Genomic DNA, 16,891 nt, shown 5'->3' with positions numbered 1-16,891 from the left:
TAAAACAAAAATTTAAATCATGGATCTTAAACTTAATGATAAAACAGCTCTTGTAACCGGATCAACAGCCGGAATTGGCTATGCTATTGCAAAATCATTAGCCAACGAGGGCGCCACGGTATATGTAAATGGCCGAAACCAAACCAAGGTTGACGAAGTTGTAAAAAAGCTGATTACCGAAACCGGTAACCATAAAATTAAAGGCATTGCTGCTGATTTTTCAAATATTGCGCAAGTTGGAGCGCTAACAGCGCAACTGCCGGAAGTTGATATTTTGGTAAACAACGTAGGCATTTTTGAACCTAAACCATTTACCGAAATTACTGATGCCGACTGGCTGAAGTTTTTTGAGGTCAATGTACTAAGCGGGGTAAGGTTGTCAAGAGCCTATTTTGATAAAATGATCAGTAAAAATTGGGGCCGTATTATATTTATCTCCAGTGAATCTGCATATCAGATCCCCGAAGAAATGATCCATTATGGTACAACCAAAACTGCTCAAATTGCAGTTGCACGTGGTTTGGCTGAACTTACTAAAAGCACAGGTGTCACTGTAAATACTGTTTTGCCCGGGCCAACTTTATCTGAAGGTGTGGGCGATTTTATTGAGGCTTTGGCGAAAGATCAGGGTTTGAGTAATACTGAGGTAGAAAAAGATTTTTTTACTAATGTGCGTGGCACTTCATTAATAAAACGCTTTATTACTACAGAGGAAATTGCAAACATGGTTACCTATATTGCCAGTCCGCTATCGGCAGCAACTAATGGCGCAACTTTACGCGCTGATGGCGGGGTTATAAAAACAGCATTCTAAAACTTAAGGGAAAACGCATAAAAAATCCCGGCCAGGTATTACGCCTGACCGGGATTTTTTATGCGTTTTAAATTTCTAATGTTTTGTAGTGTCTTTTTTGCTCGTGTCGGTCTTAGCTGTGTCAGTAGCCGCCGGTGCAGGTGCACTTTGACTTGTTGAATCCATTTTTGTACTGTCAGAGCCATCGCCTGCTTTTTTTCCGAGCTACAGCTGGTTGCAATAGCGCCGATCATTGCCGCGACAAGTGCAAAACTTAAAAATTGCTTTTTCATAGTTATTTGCTTTTGATTAAATGATCAATTTATGATGAACCATACTATTAACGAAGCTTTAACCGTATTGTTTACCGGTAATTCTGGATTTTATTATCTTTTTATTTTTAAACATACGCCTGTTTGATTCACATTTGCCACTTATTGTTTAATTTTTTCTGATCTTTAAGCGCTATGGTGGTATCCGAAGGATTATTAAAGTGGGTAATGCGCTTCTACCCTCCTCTCCTTTTCCAGCGTATCTGGGTAGTTAAATTCAGCAAAGGCTATCGCGGTGTAAAGGTAAAAGTCAGGAAGAGTTTTCTTAATAAAAACTACAATAACTCAATTTTTGGCGGCACGCTTTTCTCGGCCGCAGATCCCTTTTACCCTATCCTGTTTTATCAAATATTTAGCCATAAAGGTTATAAACTTACTGTTTGGTCGAAATCGGCAACGGTAAAATACGCAAGGCCGGCAGCAACAAATTTATTTTTTGATATCGAGCTATCAGACAGTGATATAGCCGAAGCAGAGCATGTTTTAAATACAGCTGGGAAATTTATTCGCTCGTTCCCTATTGACATTTACAATAAAGATGGCGAAATATGCGTATCCCTCATGATTGAGGTATATGTTCGAAACTTAAACTTTACTGATACTACAATATAACTTATACTGATGACTGTAATTATGAATGACGAAGCGTTTGAAAAAAAGGCTTCAAAATCTCAACCGATAAAAACCTACTTAACGTTGATGTTATTTATGATTATCTGAATAATGAATCGTACTGGGCAAAAGGCATCCCGCGTCAAAAATTAGCCAGGGCAATTGAAAACTCCATGTGTTTTGGTATCTATCTCAAGAATGAGCAGGTGGGTTTTGCGCGCGTTGTTTCTGATAATGCTACGTTTGCCTATATCTGCGACGTATTTATTTTACCCGGCTACCGAGGCATAGGCCTTTCCAAATGGCTGGTACAAACCATTGTCAAGCATCCCGACCTGAAAGGCTTAAGAAGGTGGTCTTTAGCTACAAAGGACGCACACAACTTATACAGCCAGTTTGGCTTTTCACCCATCTCACGCCCTGAAACTTGGATGGAAATTTTTACACCATATATTAAGCCCCAATAATAATCGAAAGGCTATGAACAAAACAAACGTTAAGAAGCTGATTTTTGAAGGTGAAGGCGTTACTGTCGATTTTAAAAAAACGATAACCAGTTGCGAAAAAATAGCCCGGACAATGGTATCATTCGCTAACAACAAAGGTGGTAAATTACTTATTGGGGTTACTGATGACGGCACAATAAAAGGTGTAAAATCAGACGATGAGGAAAGGTACATGATAACAAAGGCAGCTCATTTTTTTCGAGGCCGGCGCTTGAACCTGTTTTTGAAGAGGTATATTTTGATGATAAACTGGTACTCGTTGTAGAGATAACCTCAAGCGAGCTAAAGCCTCATTATGCTCTCGCCGAGGATGGTAAATGGTGGGCTTACGTACGCGTTAAAGATAAAAGCGTATTAGCCAGTAAAATTGTGCTGGAAGTTTTAAAACGTTCGTCAAATGATCAGGGTGTTTTAATTGAGTATTCTGAAAACGAAAGTACCTTGCTTGGCCATTTGGAAAAAGCTGGCCGCATTACCATAAAAGAATGCAGTGAACTGCTTAAAGTTGGGCGCCGGCGTGCTCAGAATGTACTTGTTGACCTGATATTATCAGGCCTGATCAAAATCAACACAACCGAAAAGGAAGAATATTATACAGCCTGCTGACTTTTGTGTGTACCCGAATGGTTACTTTTACGCTCCTGTTGTCTGAGTAATTATGAGAGCCGTTTACCAAAAATACAAACCTTATTATCTTGAAAGCCTTAAGTTGGCTATCCCGGTAATTATATCAAACGTAGGGCATACGCTCGTTCAAATGTCTGATACCATCATTGTGGGGCATTTTGCGGGCACTGTTTCTTTGGCCGCGGTATCAACCGTAAACAGTCTGTTCATGGTTCCGCTGGTGATTGGTATGGGGATATCTTATGGTTTAACGCCACTTATCGCCCAAAATAATGGCCGAAAAAATCATAAAGAATGCGGTCTGTTATTATCCAATAGTTTATTCCTGAATATGCTGAGCGGAATTATCCTGTTTTGCGGAATTTACTTTGGCACCATGTTACTTATCGGCCATCTTGACCAGTCGCCAGCGGTTGTAAAAGAGGCTAAGCCATATTTATTTTTGCTTAGCTTGTCCCTAATACCCCTGCTTATTTTTAATACGTTTAAGCAATTTGCAGAAGGGTTGGGTTTCACCAAGCAAGCTATGATGATATCTATATGGGGTAACCTTATTAATATTTTGTTCGGGATAATTTTTGTTAAGGGCCTGTTTGGCATCCAACCAATGGGTATCAGAAGTGTTGGCTACAGTACACTGATTGATCGTTGCTTAATGGCAACTGTTATGGGTATCTATGTTTTCCGTTCAAAAAATTTTAAAACTTATTTAACAGATTTTGCCATTAAGAATATCGATAGGCTTCGAGGTATCCAGATCATGAAAATCGGTGCGCCTGTGGCAATGCAGTACACATTTGAGATCAGCGCCTTTGGCGGCGCTGCATTATTGGTTGGCACCATCGGCGTAGTTGCGCAGGCTGCACACCAGGTTACTATAACTATGGCATCCATGACTTATATGATGGCAAGCGGCATTGGTGCGGCTGCAGCAATTAAATCGGGTAACTATTTTGGTGTAAGCGATCATCGTAATTTAAGGCTTGCGGCTATATCCAATTATCACATTGTATTGCTTTTCATGACGTTTACAGCGGTAGTATTTGCTTTAGGCAGGCATCTTTTACCATGGATTATTACTTCGGATAAAGAAGTAATAACTATTGCATCACAGTTACTTATAATTGCAGCATTTTTCCAGCTGTTTGATGGCGCACAGGTTGTTGGGCTTGGTGTACTAAGGGGCATGGGCGATGTAAATATCCCAACCGTTATTACTTTTCTGGCGTACTGGATAATTGGTTTGCCTGTTGGTTACCTGCTTGGTATTAAATTAAACCTTGGGGTTTATGGGGTTTGGTATGGCCTTGTGCTGGGCCTCGGGACTGCCTCGGTACTTTTATTTGCACGGTTTAACCTGCTTAGCAAAAGCCGTAAGCAAAAGCCGGTAATACCAGTAATAGCAAAGGATTAAAAATAGAGGTCGATAGCCGCCTTGAACGTATTACAGTGCGCTTCTACAATATCTTTAATTTGTGGTGAATACCCTCCTCCCATACTTACCTGCACCGGGACATTGTGTTTGATGCATTGTTCAAAAACAAACTGATCGCGGGCTTTACATGCGTCTTTACTTAATGCAAGCTTACCCAGCTTATCAGTAGCCAAAATATCAACACCGGAAAGGTAAAAGATAAAATCGGGCTTATGTTGCTCAACCAATCGCGGCAGCGTTGTTTTAAGTATGTCGAGAAACTCGCCATCACTTACGCCGTCTTGTAAAGGGATATCCAGATCAGAGTACTCCTTTCTGTATGGGAAATTGTTAGCCCCATGCATTGAGAAAGTGAATACCCTGAACTCATTTTTAAAGATCTCAGCTGTGCCGTTGCCTTGATGCACATCTAAATCAATTATTAAAATAGATGTAGCTAATTTATTGTCCAATAAATAATTAGCTGCAATAGCTTGGTCATTTAACAAGCAGAAACCTTCGCCCCAGTTACTGCCTGCATGATGTGTACCGCCTGCAACATTGAACGCGACACCATCGTCAAAAGCGTACCGGCAGCCATCAATTGTGCCTTTTGCTATCCTGATCTCCCGTTCAACCAATTGCGCCGATAAAGGAAAACCCGTGCGGCGTTGTTCCTTCGGTGAAAGCGTGAGGTCTCGAAGCTGGTGCCAGTAATTTTCATCATGGGTACGGGTAATGATATTTTCTTCCAGCAGCCCCGGCGAAAACAGATTATTCCTGCCTATCACGCCTTCATATAATAACTGGCCCGGGATCAGTTCATACTTCAGCATAGGAAAGCGATGCCCTTCGGGCAGCGGATGGGCATATATCGGATCGTAAGCTATTTTGAGCATACCTTCTATCCTATCAACTCTCCAACATGTTTTTGAATATTGTCGCAAATGCTATCCAACGGTAAATCATTAGCATCCCGACCAAAAGGATCCTCAATTTCTTCAGCTAATAACTCAATACTCGCAAAAACAAAAAGTACAAAGCAGATTATCGGAATAATAAAATATTTGAGATCAAAGGCCCAGGTAAACGGCAGGGTCATGATATACGTAAAAATAAATTTCTTGATAAAAACATTATACGAAAACGGAATAGGCGTTTTCTTAATTCGTTCACATGCACCGCAAATATCTGTAAAAGAAGTAATTTCAGCTGTTATGCTAAACAACTGCTCCGGGTTGATAGCGCCTTCTTTATTTAACCTGTAAATGTTTTTAATCATTTCAGAAGCTACCTGGTTGGGTACATGTTTTTGTGCATCGACACTGATGAACGACTGCTCCTCCGGAATATATTCATCTCGCAAATGATCTCTCAGGGCCCTTGCATAACGGGGAATAGCGTAATTGAAAAAAGCCAGTTCATCTTCACCAATAAGGTGTTTTAATTTAATAGCGAGATTGCGGCTATTGTTAACCAGGCTTCCCCAGATCTTACGCCCTTCCCACCAGCGGTCATAAGCAGAGTTGATACGAAATGCCAGTAATAAGGAGAATACAAAACCTATTGTTTGATGAATAAAAATTACCTTCTTAAGTATGCTTGTATCGGGTAGCTGCCAGAAATCAATCAGGAAATAAGTAACAACACCTGCATATGCACCTACGGCAAGCATAAGTGGAAATAACTCGCGCAGCGTTTCGGCCTTGTTTATTTTAAAAATGAATGAAAACCACTCTTTGGGATTGTAATAAACCATATAACTCTGAAAATTTAAACAGCTTTTAATGCATCAGCCATCAACCTGGCTGCTTGGTAAACATCCTCAAATGTATTGTAAAGCGGTACAGGGCTCAGGCGGATCACGTCCGGTTCGCGCCAGTCTCCTATTACGCCATTTTGCGCAAGGTAGTTGAAAATAGCTTTGGCATTTCGTTTACATACCACCGAAAGCTGGCAGCCGCGGGCAACTGGATCGGCGGGTGTGATGATCTTATAGATCACTTCACCCTGCTCTTTATTAATGCCCTGAATCAAAAACTCCAAATATCCCGTTAAATGAATGCTTTTTTGACGAAGGGTATCTAACCCGCCCGCATCATCAAAAATAGCCATAGAAGCTTTAAATAAAGCGAGGAGCGGAATTGGACTGGTGCTTATCTGCCAGCCGGCTGCCCCAACTTCCGGGTCAAAGCCCGGGGCCATCAAAAACTGCTTATCACGACGATATCCCCACCAACCCGCAAATCTGTTCAATTCCTTATCGGCAAAATGTTTTTCATGCACAAAAATGCCGCTTATACCGCCCGGTCCGGAGTTCATGTATTTGTACGAACACCAGCAGGCAAAATCAGCGCCCCAATCGTGCAACTGCAAGGGAACATTCCCCGCAGCATGGGCCAGGTCAAAACCGGCATAGGCGCCTGCGGCGTGGGTAGCATCCGTAATTGCTTTCAGATCAAAAAACTGCCCGGTGTAGTAATTGATCCCACCAAACAACACTAAAGCAAGCTCTTCTTTATTTTCATCGATAGTTTTGAGGATATCTTCGGTACGTAATGTAACTTCCCCGTCCCGCGGGAAAATCTCAATTATTGTATCCTTAGGATCGAGACCGTGGAATCTCACCTGGCTTTCCATTGCATATTGATCAGAAGGGAAAGCCCCTCCCTCCATGAGAATTTTAAAACGCTTATTATCTGGTTTATAAAAACTTACCATCAATAAATGAAGATTTACTGTAAGTGAGTTCATTATGGTAACTTCATTTTCCTGCGCGCCTACAAGGCCGGCAATTGAGCCGGTAATAGATTTGTGATAATCAAGCCAGGGATCATCTCCCTGAAACCAACCTTCAACAGCAAGGTTTTTCCAGGTGTTTAATTGATCGGCTAAATATTGTTGCGCGGAAACCGGTTGCAAGCCAAGCGAGTTACCGCAAAGGTAAACCGCGTCTTCACCATTGTGCTGGGGAATTAAAAAACGACTTCGGAAATTTTTTAATGAATCCTGCTCATCCTGCCGCCGGGCAAACGCCAGATCGTTTTGATAGTTCATTCGCCAATAATACAAAATAGGAAGCTTATTTGTTGGGCTTGCTCACGTAAATATTGCCTTTTACATAGAAACGATAAGGCAGCAAGGCATCTTCAGCAGCGTAAGCCACTCCTATTCGTGGGCCGGTTTTTATCTGATTATCCGGAAAGTGAAGGCCTCGGTCTTCAAGCCAGATCGTATCGCCCTGCAAACTAAACGCATTGATAATGCGCGAAATGCCTAAAGCTCTGGCTACCGAACCGGGCCCGGCAGTTATGGTTGGCTTAAGAACCGGCATGTTGCGCCGTACCTGCATTGCTTCAATTCCTTCGGTAGGCTGAATAGCCCGGATAAGAATTGCCTGCGGATGCCCATCGCTTGAGGTAACGATATTAAACATTTCATGAATACCATAACAGAGATAAACATATGCAATCCCCCTGCATGAACATGGTTTTAGTCCGGGGGTAAGTCGATTACCAAAAGCGTGAGAAGCTTTATCTATTACACCGTTATAAGCTTCTGTTTCAACAATATATCCTCCTGTTGTTATACCATCAATGCAAGTAAATAAATACTTACCTAACAGATCTTTACTGATACTTACAACATCGTTACCCAGGTAATAACTTTCAGGTATTTTCATTTTTTCAGGATCCCCTTCAATAATTTGTTAATCTCTTTTGCCTTGTCAAAGATCATGATATGTGTACCTCCTTTAACAATGGTGGCGTTTTTTATTCTTTTGTAATCAAACACCAAATCCATATCACCGGTGATGTGATAGAGGTTTGGCGGGATAACTTCGTTCTTCCAGTGTAAAATGGCATACATAGCCCATTTCATAAATACCGGCGATGATCTTTTGAGCATATTGCTAAATAACCAGGCATCCTCCTGACTCATGTGACCAAACAAAGGTTTGATCATAAAACCCATCAAATTAAATACTTTTCGCGGGACAAGTTTGTAAACAGGCAGCGCGTGAAAGAGTTTAAAATACCATGGCGCCTCATCACTGGTTTTAATACTGGAAATCAAAATAACCTTTTCGGCAGGGATGAGCTTCGCTATTTCAACAGCGACAATCCCGCCTAAGGAGTTGCCGATCAGTACTGAGTTTGATTTAATATTGTATTGATAAATAAGCTTTTGTGAGTATGAAGTTAAAGTATCAACAAAAGCCGGTTCTATCCAGTCTACCGTAATTACCTCATGCTCATCACTGAGGTTAATATTGTTGTAAACACGCGTATCAGCACCGAGACCGGCAATAAGATAGATCCTGCTCATTAAAAATTAATAAGCTTTACTATTTGTTCAAGATATTGCGCATCGGTTTCATTAAACTGATCAAGTAATTCGCTATCCACATCCAGCACTGCTACAACTTCGTTATCTTTAAATACCGGCACTACAATTTCCGAGCGGGAAAGTGAGCTACAGGCAATATGCCCAGGAAATGCATCAACATCCGGCACAATCAAAGTTTTAGCCTGCTGCCAAGCGGTACCGCAAACACCTTTCCCCAAGCCAATACGGGTACACGCAACCGGCCCTTGAAATGGCCCTAAAACCAATTCGTTTTCTTTAACCAGGTAAAAACCTACCCAAAACCATTTAAACTGCTCTTTTAAGGCTGCCGCTACGTTTGCCATATTAGCAACGAGGTCAGGTTCGCCATAAAGTAACGCTTCTACTTGAGGGACAAGTGTTGCGTATTGCTCTGCTTTATCGGTCGATGTATTTATTGTTAGATCTTCTGCCATGATGTAAAAGTAAGGATGCCACGTTGAAACTAAATAAGGCAAATATCATATTTAATCTTTTATTTAGCATTTACATGATAGTTAGCCTTACTATAATCCGCTACCGCAAACTGTTTGTTCCTTTTGCCCTGTTGGCTATGGCTATTCATCGCCTTCCCCTATTGATGCAAAAAGGATGCAGTTTTTACAAACTTCTTGGCTCTGGAAAAAACGGAACATTTGACCTTGAACCCGACTGGCAACAATGGGGCTTGTTGGCTTGCTGGGATAGCAGGGAAAATTTTGACGCATTTTATAACAGGTCGTTCGTCCCATCCTGGTGGAAGCTGTTAGGTACTGAAAGCTGGACTATGATTTGTCAGCCCCTGCAAAGCCACGGGAGTTGGGATGGAAAAGAGCCATTCGGCAAGCCCGATGCAAGCGACATTAATGGCCCAGTCGCCGTACTCACACGCGCAACAATCAAACTTAGCAGGTTAAAGAATTTCTGGGCTAATGTAGATACCGTTGCAAACATAATGACATCCGCTCCCGGATATATAAATTCATTTGGCGTTGGCGAAGCTCCGGTATACAGACAAGCTACATTTTCTGTTTGGGAAAGCCTGGAACACGTCAAAGCTTTTGCATATAAAAGCCCCGAACATGCCGAAGTAATTAAAAAGACAAGAAGCGAAGGCTGGTATAGCGAAGAGCTTTTTGCGCGGTTTAAACCAATCGCGAGCTTTGGCACCATTTACGGAAAAGATCCGCTGAACGGTTTATTGAATAAATAAAACAGACATGAGAATTATTGCAGAACTTCCCCATCCCGATTTTAAAATCTCTATCCTGAATATGAACAATAAGTTTATTGTAAAGGTAGAGCAGGGTTCCCTTGAGCAGAGTTACAAGATCCCGGAAATGGATTTAACCGAGGGGGTTAACAGTGTTTTTGAGTTGCTTGATGAAGAGTTTTTAAAAAAGATAGCTGCCCGATTTATCGACATGCGTAACGATTATAAAGACGCTTATTTTAGATACAACTATTGAAATAAGGTCATTAATACTGTTGATAATCAGATTTTTACAAACAAGTATTATTCTAAACAGAATTTAATTTGGCAAAATAAAGTCTTTTTAAATTATGCTTGTCTTTATTTCACACCATATATAAATAATATATTTAATAAAACAAACTTAATATATTGATAATTAATATTTTATAATATAAAACAAAATTTTATTCTGCGTTGATTTTAATGGAATAAATGAAAGGTCAAGCCAATAACAGGTCGCAATACCAAAAACCGGAAGGTTTGGTATCGGTAGCAGAAACGCAGGAATCATTGGCGTTTTTCGGCGCGGCGTATTCCTTAAAAATTTTCACACCTGTTTTGTATTCAATTGGGTTTTTAAATATTGGCCCTTTAAAAGTGAAGGTGTGGAACTCCCCGTTTTCGCCGCAAACGTCAACATCGTCAGGCAACGCATCAATTAACTCGCGGCTGATCTCTTTACCAACAATGCGTTCCAAACGTTGCTGGGTACAGGCTATCACAGTTCCGAAACCGAGGTTCAAAAATTCATTTATCAATTCGGAGGTATCCCTTTTCCATAAGGGGTAAATACCTCTGAGCCCAACCTCGCTTAACCGTGCATCGCGGTAATCTTTTAGGTCCTGCAAAAATATATCTCCAAAAACGGAATGGGTTACACCTTCATTTTTAAACCGGTTTAAATGGTATCGCATTACATCGTCATATTCCTGCATGCCCGGCATTTCGGGCAGGCGGATCTGATATAATGGAATGCCGATAGCTTCTGCTTGTTTAGTCAGTAATTCCGTCCTTACACCATGCATGGAAATCCTGTCGGCTGCATCATTGATCGTAGTTACAAGATAGGCGATTTCAAGATCCGGATTTTGCAGGCAATGATATAAAGCGAGGGCGCTGTCTTTACCGCCGCTCCAATTGAAGATACACTTCATATTTAATTATTTAATTATTTAATTATTGAATTAGAGAATTAATGAATTAATGATTTTAATCTTTCAGCAATTCATTTACGAGGGCCGGCACACCAACTGTAGCTTTTTCCTGGATTTTAATTACAGGCCCTTTAACATTTACCGAAGGGATATTGGGATCGATGATATATTTCGGCACCTCACGATCTACATAGCCGATAAGTCCTGCGGCCGGATAAACAGCAAGGGACGAACCGACAAGCATAAATACATCAGCCCCTACACATATCGCAGCTGCATGTTCTATCATTGGCACAGGCTCGCCAAACCACACTACATGTGCACGCAATTGCGAGCCTAATTCACAAAGCTCGCCCATTTTAATTTCCCAGCCGTCAATAGGGTAAGTAAGCTCGGGTTTTACGCTTGATTGCGAACGGGTAATAATACCGTGCAAATGCACCACATTAGTTGATCCAGCCCTTTCATGCAGGTCATCTATATTTTGAGTAATGATGGTTACCGTATACTTTTCTTCGAGCGCAGCAAGTGCATAGTGGGCCGCATTAGGTTTTGCTTCCAATACAGATTTACGGCGCTCGTTATAAAATTGCTGCACCCTAACCGGGTTATGTTCCCAGGCTTCGGGTGTGGCTACATCTTCAATATTGTAACCCTCCCAAAGGCCATCGCTGTCCCTGAATGTTTTTAAGCCACTTTCAGCACTGATACCAGCTCCGGTCAATATTACTATGTTTTTCATTTTGATTTAAGTAGAAAGGCTGGTTAGGCCATAAAAAAAGCGGATCGTTTTTCAACAATCCGCTTTAAATTTAAATGCTTTTATATTATAAAGCCAATTGCTTTTTGTCCTGCAAAAAAGTGTACTTATTTTTCGCCAACTCAAAGCCGCCAAAAAGTATTGCACTAAATACTAATGTACCCAATGCCATATTTTTCTCAAACGGAATTGCCTTGACCAATGACTCGCCATACCCAGCCAAAGTATGCGGATAAGCTGTACCATATAACCATGGCAGATCAGTAATTAACCAGTGAATCAAAACTGTAGCGATTGAGCCTAAAAGCACACTAACAACATTTACCCTTTCAAGCATAGTACCAACAAGTACCATGAATGCAAAGCATAGGTAAACCCAGACTGCTCCACCATACCATAAAGTTAACTTTGAAGTATACAGGTAATTGATTATGATATCGGTTGAAAACAGCGTAAGCAACACTGTTGCATAACCTTTCCACTTTGAGGTAAAATAAGCACCGCCAAATAATGCAATAGCACCTACCGGATTGAAATTACTCAATTCTTTATACTTAAATGCTAAAAGCCTGAATGCGGCAGCAACCAGGATCATCAGGATCAGGAACAGGTTGCGGTTGGTGTTATCTTTTGCGGTCATGATTTTATATATGGCGTAAAATTACTTAATAATCCGAATAATAAGCAAACGCTATTTAATTTGATACCTGGCGCCAAGCATGAAGTTGATACCGCGTGTGTTATATCCTAACCAGTCTACGTACTTAGTATCCAAAACGTTGTTCAAGTCACCAAAAACATTTAAATTTTTAGTTGCCTTGTATTCCAGATGCAAATCTACCAGGTTATAATGTTTCAACGTGATCACACGTGAAGGATAAGTTGAAAAATCCTGATCGGTACGGCTACCTGTATATTTGTAGTTAACGCCTACCTCGAAATCACTTAAAACATCATAGCTGATATTGGCCCCAAAAGTGCTCTTAGGCCTGCGGTAAAGGTTACTGGTTTGAACTCCGGCTTCATCGGTAAGTTTACCTGTTACATAAGCGTAATACGCAGATGCATGTATTTTGCTGTCGCGATATTTTAACTCAGTTTCAAAGCCTTTATCTTTTTGCTCTTGACCGTTTTTATAGAAAGAAGCGTACGGCGGCTGCGATTCAGAGAAAAAGTAAATTACATCTTTAGTATTACGCTTGAAAAACTGCGTATTGAATGACAATGTATTTTTAACAATTTCCCAATCAAAACCTGCTTCGTATGATGTGGTAATCTCGGGATTTAATTTAGGATTGCCATATTGCGAAAACAACTGATATAGCGAAGGCGACCTGAACGCTGAAGCTATTGTACCGAAAACTTTAAACTGATCGGCAAGGTATAAAGATGGATTGATGGTGTAGGTAAACTTATCGCCATATTTGCTATGGTTATTGTACCTGCCGCCTAACTCCATATGAAAGATATCGTATTTAAAAAACAACGATGTATAAGCGCTGAAGATGTTATTAGCAGCATCGCCGGCTTTAATAATGCTTGGCACACCCGGATAAGCTGTCGACTCATACAAGCTGTACTGGCTTGTGTTGCTGTATTTAAAGGCCGCGCCGCTGGTAATATCAAAATACTTATTCAATTCATAATTAAACACAGCTTCGGCATTGGTTATACGTCCTGTATTTTTTGTAACCTGGTGGGTTCCGCCATTGTCAGACGGAAGGTTGGTGAAATCATTTTGAACCGTATTTTGCGACAGGTTCACGTTGAGGTTACCTTTAGGCAAAATCAGTTTTGCACCTACGCCACCAAATAAAAATGTGTTTTTATACGTGTAATCGTTATCATTAGTAAAAGCACCATAAGGCAGGTCGCCGGTGTTGTGGCTTACCTGCAGGTTTCCATTAAGAATAAATTTAGATGAGACATTTTGGCTCAGGTTCACACTGGCCGAACGTTGGTGAAAACCATCTTTCTTAAAATCGCCTTTGCCAGTGGTATCTGTAGCCGCGGCAAAGCCTTTTGAATCGGTATTTGACAGGTTAATGGCTATGCCTGTATTTTTCACCTGTCCAATTAATGAGGCCGACTCTTTAAACGTATTATAGCTGCCGCCTGTTAACTGCAAACCACCGGTCAATCCCTGTTGTTTAGCTTTTTTGTGATGATATTAATAACGCCTGCTACAGCATCAGAACCATAAAGCGTTGAACCACTTCCTTTCAAAATCTCGATATGATCTATCAAATCCACCGAAAGGGCATTAAGATCATAGCTGCCGTCTATACCGGATGCGTTATTTACCGGGAAGCCATCAACCAGGATAAGGGTATTGCCAGTTGAAGCTCCGCGTAGGAAAACCGATGTGCTGATACCGGGGGCATTATTTGCACCTGAAAAAGTTATACCGGCAACCGTATTTAATAATTGAGGTAATGATTTACCCTGCGATTTATTGATTTTATCTGCAGAGATTATTGTAACAACGCGGCCAATGTCTGACAGTTTTTTAGGCGAACGGCTTGCAGTTACTACTACCGTATTGAGTGTGCGTGTGGTATCCTGTGCATATGCTGCTGAGGTAGATAAACCAACAGCTAACAAACCGAATCCCAAAGTAATTTTAGCGTACTTTTTTTCCATGTATGATTGATATGTGTAAAATAATAATGCAGCCTTAATAGCATACACGGAAATGAATAAAATGAAAACACGCCAAACGAAGAGCATTCACATTCAAGCTTCAATCCCCGAAAGCTATGAATAACATATAACGCCTTGGCAGGTCTTCTGACTTGCTCCCCTTTTGCCTGGCCTTCCCCCTGTTTACAGAAAGTGACTTTATAGATTTGGCAACGGTTATGGAACTTACAGCTGCGGGACAGTTACGGATTTACACCGTATTCCCTTTTAATTCATTAAGCAAATAATGAAACCTAAAGCGCTGCAAAAGTACAATAAGTATCCGTTAACCTCAAATTACATAACTATATTTATCATGATGAAATATCTCTGTATTTTACTGCTGATCATGAGCACACTTAACGGTTTTGCCCAACAACCCGATACCGTTTTTCTGAAGGGCTTATTACATGAACATCCTGAATTATTTTCAGGTATCCTAAACCACCCCACACAAAATGAAGTACAGATACTATACACCCGGATAGACAGGGATAGAAACAATATTCCTCACTTTACCTCATACAGTTATCGCGTTAATGCGCATCATTATTTTTATCCAGCAAGCACAGTAAAACTCCCTGCAGCCATATTTGCCCTTGAAAAGTTGAATGAGCTGAAGGTGCAAGGTTTAAACCCCAAGTCGGTGATGATTACAGATAGTTCATTTGCCGGCCAAACCAAGGTACGTGTGGACACATCATCTGCAACAGGTCTCCCATCTATTGAAAACTACATTAAAAAAATCTTACTGGTGAGCGATAACGATGCGTACAACCGCCTGTACGAATTTGTTGGCCGGGCGGAGATCAATCAAAAACTAAAAAAATATCACCTTAATAACACTCGTATTGTAGGCAGGCTGGCTATTGGCGATGCGGGAGAAAGTACCCAGCACACCAACCCTATCAATTTTTACAACGACGATAAATTGGTTTATCACAAGCCTACACTATATGATGCTTCAAACTATCCCATGAACCTGGAAAACATGCTTCAGGGCAAAGCCTACTTAGATAGCAGCGACCGGCTTGTGAATAAACCGCTTGACTTTTCTGAAAAGAACGTTTATGCCCTCGCCGATCAGCAGATGGTACTTAAAAGATTGTTATTTCCGGAAACTTTTCCTCAAAAACAACGCTTCAATTTAACTGCGGATGATTATCGCTTCATTTACCGTTACATGAGCACCTTCCCTACCGAAAACACCAAACCCACCTATAACCGCCCTGAATATTTCCCGGCTTATTGTAAGTTTTTGTTTTATGGCGGGGATAGTACAGCGGCTATTAACCCCAATATCAGGATTTTCAATAAAGTTGGCGACAGTTATGGTTATGATATTGATAATGCCTATATCGTAGATTTCAAAAATAAGGTAGAGTTTATACTCAGTGCTGTTGTACAGTCAAACGAAGATGGCGTACTGAATGATAATAAATATGAGTACGCCACTGTATGCCTGCCTTTCCTGAAAAACCTTGGCCAGGTAATATATCAATATGAGTTAAAACGTCCCAAAAAGCATCTACCCGATTTAACTAAATTTAAATTTAACTATAGTCAAAAGCAATAAAATTCACTTCGGGAAAACTTAGTAGCGCAAAGGGTGTTTTAAAAACGACAACTATTTAAAAACCTATGGCAACTACAATAGTAAAATATACCGACAACTACCCCGTGCTTTACGGCGACGACCGTATAAATCTGAATTGGCCCGAGCGTTTTACGTCTATAGCGGGAGGCATGAAACTCGGCTTTTCTGGCTTTAAAAACATTTTCAAGAACCCGTTTGCAAGCATTGTTAAGATAGGCGCAGGTGGCTACCTGTTAAACAGGGGCATCACAGGGCATTGTGAGCTTTACAAACGTATTGGTAAACTATCCACCAATCCCATAAACGTAAATATTCGTTCGTCGTTTATTGTGAATAAACCCCGGCAAAAGGTTTATGAATTTTGGCGCAAGCTGGATAACCTGCCCCTTTTTATGAAACACCTGGAAAGTGTGGAGGTCATCGACTCTAAATATTCACACTGGGTTTTGAAGCTTCCCAAAAATGTAGCTACAATCAGCTGGCATGCCGAAATTGTCCATGACGAACCTAATGAAGTGATCGGCTGGAGTTCGCTGTCTGATTCGATGATTAATAATGCGGGTAAAATTCGTTTTCAGGATACGGTTGACGGACAAGGTACCATTGTTGATGTGGTGATCAGTTATCAGCCCCCGGCAGGCGGTGTAGGCGCAGGCATAGCCAAAATACTAAACCCGGTATTCAAAAATATGGTTGATAAAGATATTCAGAACTTTAAACAGTATATGGATATCAATAACGATCCGGATGAGTTTGTTGAAGTAATTGTCGTCAAATAAAAAAATAACACC

22 protein-coding genes and 1 riboswitch are annotated in these 16,891 nt (G+C 40.8%); of the genes, 10 read left to right on the top strand and 12 right to left on the bottom strand.

Annotated features, from left to right (window positions below; translation table 11 throughout):
* Positions 1 to 19: 19 nt before the first annotated feature.
* Positions 20 to 814, top strand: coding sequence for an SDR family NAD(P)-dependent oxidoreductase (locus tag ACQ86K_RS13860; RefSeq protein ID WP_091164639.1), 795 nt, complete (start codon positions 20 to 22; stop codon positions 812 to 814).
* Between the two features lie 38 nt (positions 815 to 852).
* Here ACQ86K_RS13860 and ACQ86K_RS13855 read toward each other — a convergent pair whose 3' ends face one another.
* Positions 853 to 1,086: a hypothetical protein gene (locus ACQ86K_RS13855; RefSeq protein WP_431200565.1), complete on the bottom strand. Its 234-nt coding sequence runs from the start codon at positions 1,084 to 1,086 to the stop codon at positions 853 to 855.
* Between the two features lie 174 nt (positions 1,087 to 1,260).
* On the opposite strand from ACQ86K_RS13855, the gene ACQ86K_RS13850 reads away from it, so the two are divergent.
* The 5 genes from ACQ86K_RS13850 (at position 1,261) to ACQ86K_RS13830 (ending at position 4,284) form a co-directional block, all read left to right on the top strand.
* A complete protein-coding gene (locus tag ACQ86K_RS13850; RefSeq protein WP_091164644.1) occupies positions 1,261 to 1,737 on the top strand; it encodes a DUF4442 domain-containing protein in 477 nt (158 codons plus the stop codon).
* A 56-nt stretch (positions 1,738 to 1,793) separates the two neighbouring features.
* Positions 1,794 to 2,204, top strand: a complete 411-nt coding sequence (locus ACQ86K_RS13845) for a GNAT family N-acetyltransferase (RefSeq protein WP_431200851.1) — start codon at positions 1,794 to 1,796, stop codon at positions 2,202 to 2,204.
* 13 nt (positions 2,205 to 2,217) lie between these two features.
* Positions 2,218 to 2,508, top strand: a complete 291-nt coding sequence (locus tag ACQ86K_RS13840) for an AlbA family DNA-binding domain-containing protein (RefSeq protein WP_431200564.1) — start codon at positions 2,218 to 2,220, stop codon at positions 2,506 to 2,508.
* 104 nt (positions 2,509 to 2,612) lie between these two features.
* Positions 2,613 to 2,849: a hypothetical protein gene (locus tag ACQ86K_RS13835; RefSeq protein ID WP_431200563.1), complete on the top strand. Its 237-nt coding sequence runs from the start codon at positions 2,613 to 2,615 to the stop codon at positions 2,847 to 2,849.
* Between the two features lie 52 nt (positions 2,850 to 2,901).
* The gene (locus ACQ86K_RS13830) at positions 2,902 to 4,284 is read left to right on the top strand and encodes an MATE family efflux transporter (RefSeq protein WP_091164653.1); all 1,383 of its coding nucleotides are present in this window, start codon (positions 2,902 to 2,904) and stop codon (positions 4,282 to 4,284) included.
* Here ACQ86K_RS13830 and ACQ86K_RS13825 read toward each other — a convergent pair.
* From ACQ86K_RS13825 to ACQ86K_RS13800, 6 genes are read right to left on the bottom strand one after another with little or no spacing between them, the layout of a single operon-like run.
* Positions 4,281 to 5,183 carry a histone deacetylase family protein gene (locus ACQ86K_RS13825; protein WP_091164656.1) on the bottom strand — a complete coding sequence of 301 codons (903 nt, stop codon included), beginning with the start codon at positions 5,181 to 5,183 and terminating at the stop codon, positions 4,281 to 4,283. The two genes, ACQ86K_RS13830 and ACQ86K_RS13825, sit on opposite strands and share 4 nt — an antisense overlap.
* Before the next feature lie 5 nt (positions 5,184 to 5,188).
* Positions 5,189 to 6,043, bottom strand: coding sequence for a bestrophin family protein (locus ACQ86K_RS13820; RefSeq protein ID WP_091164659.1), 855 nt, complete (start codon positions 6,041 to 6,043; stop codon positions 5,189 to 5,191).
* Positions 6,044 to 6,057: 14 nt separating this feature from the next.
* Positions 6,058 to 7,341 (bottom strand): kynureninase, encoded by a 1,284-nt coding sequence (gene kynU / locus ACQ86K_RS13815; protein WP_091164662.1) that lies wholly within the window; start codon positions 7,339 to 7,341, stop codon positions 6,058 to 6,060.
* Between the two features lie 25 nt (positions 7,342 to 7,366).
* Positions 7,367 to 7,966, bottom strand: a complete 600-nt coding sequence (locus tag ACQ86K_RS13810; protein ID WP_431200562.1) for a DNA-3-methyladenine glycosylase — start codon at positions 7,964 to 7,966, stop codon at positions 7,367 to 7,369.
* A complete protein-coding gene (locus ACQ86K_RS13805) occupies positions 7,963 to 8,613 on the bottom strand; it encodes an alpha/beta hydrolase (RefSeq protein WP_091164673.1) in 651 nt (216 codons plus the stop codon). Before ACQ86K_RS13805 ends, ACQ86K_RS13810 begins: the two co-directional genes overlap by 4 nt.
* Positions 8,613 to 9,089 carry a GAF domain-containing protein gene (locus tag ACQ86K_RS13800; RefSeq protein WP_091164677.1) on the bottom strand — a complete coding sequence of 159 codons (477 nt, stop codon included), beginning with the start codon at positions 9,087 to 9,089 and terminating at the stop codon, positions 8,613 to 8,615. Before ACQ86K_RS13800 ends, ACQ86K_RS13805 begins: the two co-directional genes overlap by 1 nt.
* A gap of 74 nt (positions 9,090 to 9,163) precedes the next feature.
* On the opposite strand from ACQ86K_RS13800, the gene ACQ86K_RS13795 reads away from it, so the two are divergent.
* Together ACQ86K_RS13795 and ACQ86K_RS13790 are read left to right on the top strand one after the other, a co-directional pair.
* Positions 9,164 to 9,865, top strand: a complete 702-nt coding sequence (locus ACQ86K_RS13795) for a DUF3291 domain-containing protein (protein ID WP_091164683.1) — start codon at positions 9,164 to 9,166, stop codon at positions 9,863 to 9,865.
* A gap of 7 nt (positions 9,866 to 9,872) precedes the next feature.
* Positions 9,873 to 10,121, top strand: a complete 249-nt coding sequence (locus ACQ86K_RS13790) for a hypothetical protein (protein ID WP_091164687.1) — start codon at positions 9,873 to 9,875, stop codon at positions 10,119 to 10,121.
* A 226-nt stretch (positions 10,122 to 10,347) separates the two neighbouring features.
* On the opposite strand, the gene ACQ86K_RS13785 is transcribed toward ACQ86K_RS13790, so the two are convergent.
* The 5 genes from ACQ86K_RS13785 to ACQ86K_RS13765 all read right to left on the bottom strand — a co-directional run bounded on the left by ACQ86K_RS13785 (position 10,348) and on the right by ACQ86K_RS13765 (position 14,464).
* Positions 10,348 to 11,061, bottom strand: a complete 714-nt coding sequence (locus ACQ86K_RS13785; RefSeq protein WP_091164690.1) for a diphthine--ammonia ligase — start codon at positions 11,059 to 11,061, stop codon at positions 10,348 to 10,350.
* A gap of 55 nt (positions 11,062 to 11,116) precedes the next feature.
* Complete coding sequence (locus ACQ86K_RS13780; RefSeq protein ID WP_091164694.1) at positions 11,117 to 11,803, bottom strand: SIR2 family NAD-dependent protein deacylase; 687 nt, start codon at positions 11,801 to 11,803, stop codon at positions 11,117 to 11,119.
* 85 nt (positions 11,804 to 11,888) lie between these two features.
* Positions 11,889 to 12,461 (bottom strand): DUF6580 family putative transport protein, encoded by a 573-nt coding sequence (locus ACQ86K_RS13775; protein ID WP_091164698.1) that lies wholly within the window; start codon positions 12,459 to 12,461, stop codon positions 11,889 to 11,891.
* Between the two features lie 51 nt (positions 12,462 to 12,512).
* The gene (locus ACQ86K_RS13770) at positions 12,513 to 13,961 is read right to left on the bottom strand and encodes a TonB-dependent receptor plug domain-containing protein (protein WP_431200561.1); all 1,449 of its coding nucleotides are present in this window, start codon (positions 13,959 to 13,961) and stop codon (positions 12,513 to 12,515) included.
* Positions 13,958 to 14,464 (bottom strand): TonB-dependent receptor, encoded by a 507-nt coding sequence (locus ACQ86K_RS13765; RefSeq protein ID WP_431200560.1) that lies wholly within the window; start codon positions 14,462 to 14,464, stop codon positions 13,958 to 13,960. The genes ACQ86K_RS13770 and ACQ86K_RS13765 overlap by 4 nt, the downstream gene beginning before the upstream one ends.
* 120 nt (positions 14,465 to 14,584) lie before the next feature.
* Positions 14,585 to 14,777: riboswitch (cobalamin riboswitch) on the bottom strand.
* A 42-nt stretch (positions 14,778 to 14,819) separates the two neighbouring features.
* Between ACQ86K_RS13765 and ACQ86K_RS13760 the strand changes: the two genes are divergently transcribed.
* Complete coding sequence (locus ACQ86K_RS13760) at positions 14,820 to 16,079, top strand: class A beta-lactamase-related serine hydrolase (RefSeq protein WP_256337378.1); 1,260 nt, start codon at positions 14,820 to 14,822, stop codon at positions 16,077 to 16,079.
* Between the two features lie 65 nt (positions 16,080 to 16,144).
* Positions 16,145 to 16,879 (top strand): SRPBCC family protein, encoded by a 735-nt coding sequence (locus tag ACQ86K_RS13755; RefSeq protein WP_091164707.1) that lies wholly within the window; start codon positions 16,145 to 16,147, stop codon positions 16,877 to 16,879.
* The last annotated feature ends 12 nt before the right edge of the window (positions 16,880 to 16,891 follow it).

It is taken from the genome of Mucilaginibacter sp. P19, from assembly GCF_050632265.1.
Classification (GTDB): domain Bacteria; phylum Bacteroidota; class Bacteroidia; order Sphingobacteriales; family Sphingobacteriaceae; genus Mucilaginibacter; species Mucilaginibacter gossypii.
Note: the sequence above shows the minus strand (reverse complement) of the source record. Positions and strands in the feature narration are given on the sequence as shown.

Excerpts from the sequence above, each read along its gene's own strand:
- ACQ86K_RS13800 (WP_091164677.1), bottom strand. The coding sequence starts at position 9,089 with ATGGCAGAAGATCTAACAATAAATACATCGACCGATAAAGCAGAGCAA.
- ACQ86K_RS13795 (WP_091164683.1), top strand. The coding sequence starts at position 9,164 with ATGATAGTTAGCCTTACTATAATCCGCTACCGCAAACTGTTTGTTCCT.
- ACQ86K_RS13755 (WP_091164707.1), top strand. The coding sequence starts at position 16,145 with ATGGCAACTACAATAGTAAAATATACCGACAACTACCCCGTGCTTTAC.
- ACQ86K_RS13855 (WP_431200565.1), bottom strand. The coding sequence starts at position 1,086 with ATGAAAAAGCAATTTTTAAGTTTTGCACTTGTCGCGGCAATGATCGGC.
- ACQ86K_RS13805 (WP_091164673.1), bottom strand. The coding sequence starts at position 8,613 with ATGAGCAGGATCTATCTTATTGCCGGTCTCGGTGCTGATACGCGTGTT.
- kynU (WP_091164662.1), bottom strand. The coding sequence starts at position 7,341 with ATGAACTATCAAAACGATCTGGCGTTTGCCCGGCGGCAGGATGAGCAG.
- ACQ86K_RS13860 (WP_091164639.1), top strand. The coding sequence starts at position 20 with ATGGATCTTAAACTTAATGATAAAACAGCTCTTGTAACCGGATCAACA.
- ACQ86K_RS13790 (WP_091164687.1), top strand. The coding sequence starts at position 9,873 with ATGAGAATTATTGCAGAACTTCCCCATCCCGATTTTAAAATCTCTATC.
- ACQ86K_RS13760 (WP_256337378.1), top strand. The coding sequence starts at position 14,820 with ATGATGAAATATCTCTGTATTTTACTGCTGATCATGAGCACACTTAAC.
- ACQ86K_RS13785 (WP_091164690.1), bottom strand. The coding sequence starts at position 11,061 with ATGAAGTGTATCTTCAATTGGAGCGGCGGTAAAGACAGCGCCCTCGCT.
- ACQ86K_RS13775 (WP_091164698.1), bottom strand. The coding sequence starts at position 12,461 with ATGACCGCAAAAGATAACACCAACCGCAACCTGTTCCTGATCCTGATG.
- ACQ86K_RS13780 (WP_091164694.1), bottom strand. The coding sequence starts at position 11,803 with ATGAAAAACATAGTAATATTGACCGGAGCTGGTATCAGTGCTGAAAGT.
- ACQ86K_RS13840 (WP_431200564.1), top strand. The coding sequence starts at position 2,218 with ATGAACAAAACAAACGTTAAGAAGCTGATTTTTGAAGGTGAAGGCGTT.
- ACQ86K_RS13825 (WP_091164656.1), bottom strand. The coding sequence starts at position 5,183 with ATGCTCAAAATAGCTTACGATCCGATATATGCCCATCCGCTGCCCGAA.
- ACQ86K_RS13850 (WP_091164644.1), top strand. The coding sequence starts at position 1,261 with ATGGTGGTATCCGAAGGATTATTAAAGTGGGTAATGCGCTTCTACCCT.
- ACQ86K_RS13830 (WP_091164653.1), top strand. The coding sequence starts at position 2,902 with ATGAGAGCCGTTTACCAAAAATACAAACCTTATTATCTTGAAAGCCTT.
- ACQ86K_RS13810 (WP_431200562.1), bottom strand. The coding sequence starts at position 7,966 with ATGAAAATACCTGAAAGTTATTACCTGGGTAACGATGTTGTAAGTATC.
- ACQ86K_RS13765 (WP_431200560.1), bottom strand. The coding sequence starts at position 14,464 with ATGGAAAAAAAGTACGCTAAAATTACTTTGGGATTCGGTTTGTTAGCT.
- ACQ86K_RS13820 (WP_091164659.1), bottom strand. The coding sequence starts at position 6,043 with ATGGTTTATTACAATCCCAAAGAGTGGTTTTCATTCATTTTTAAAATA.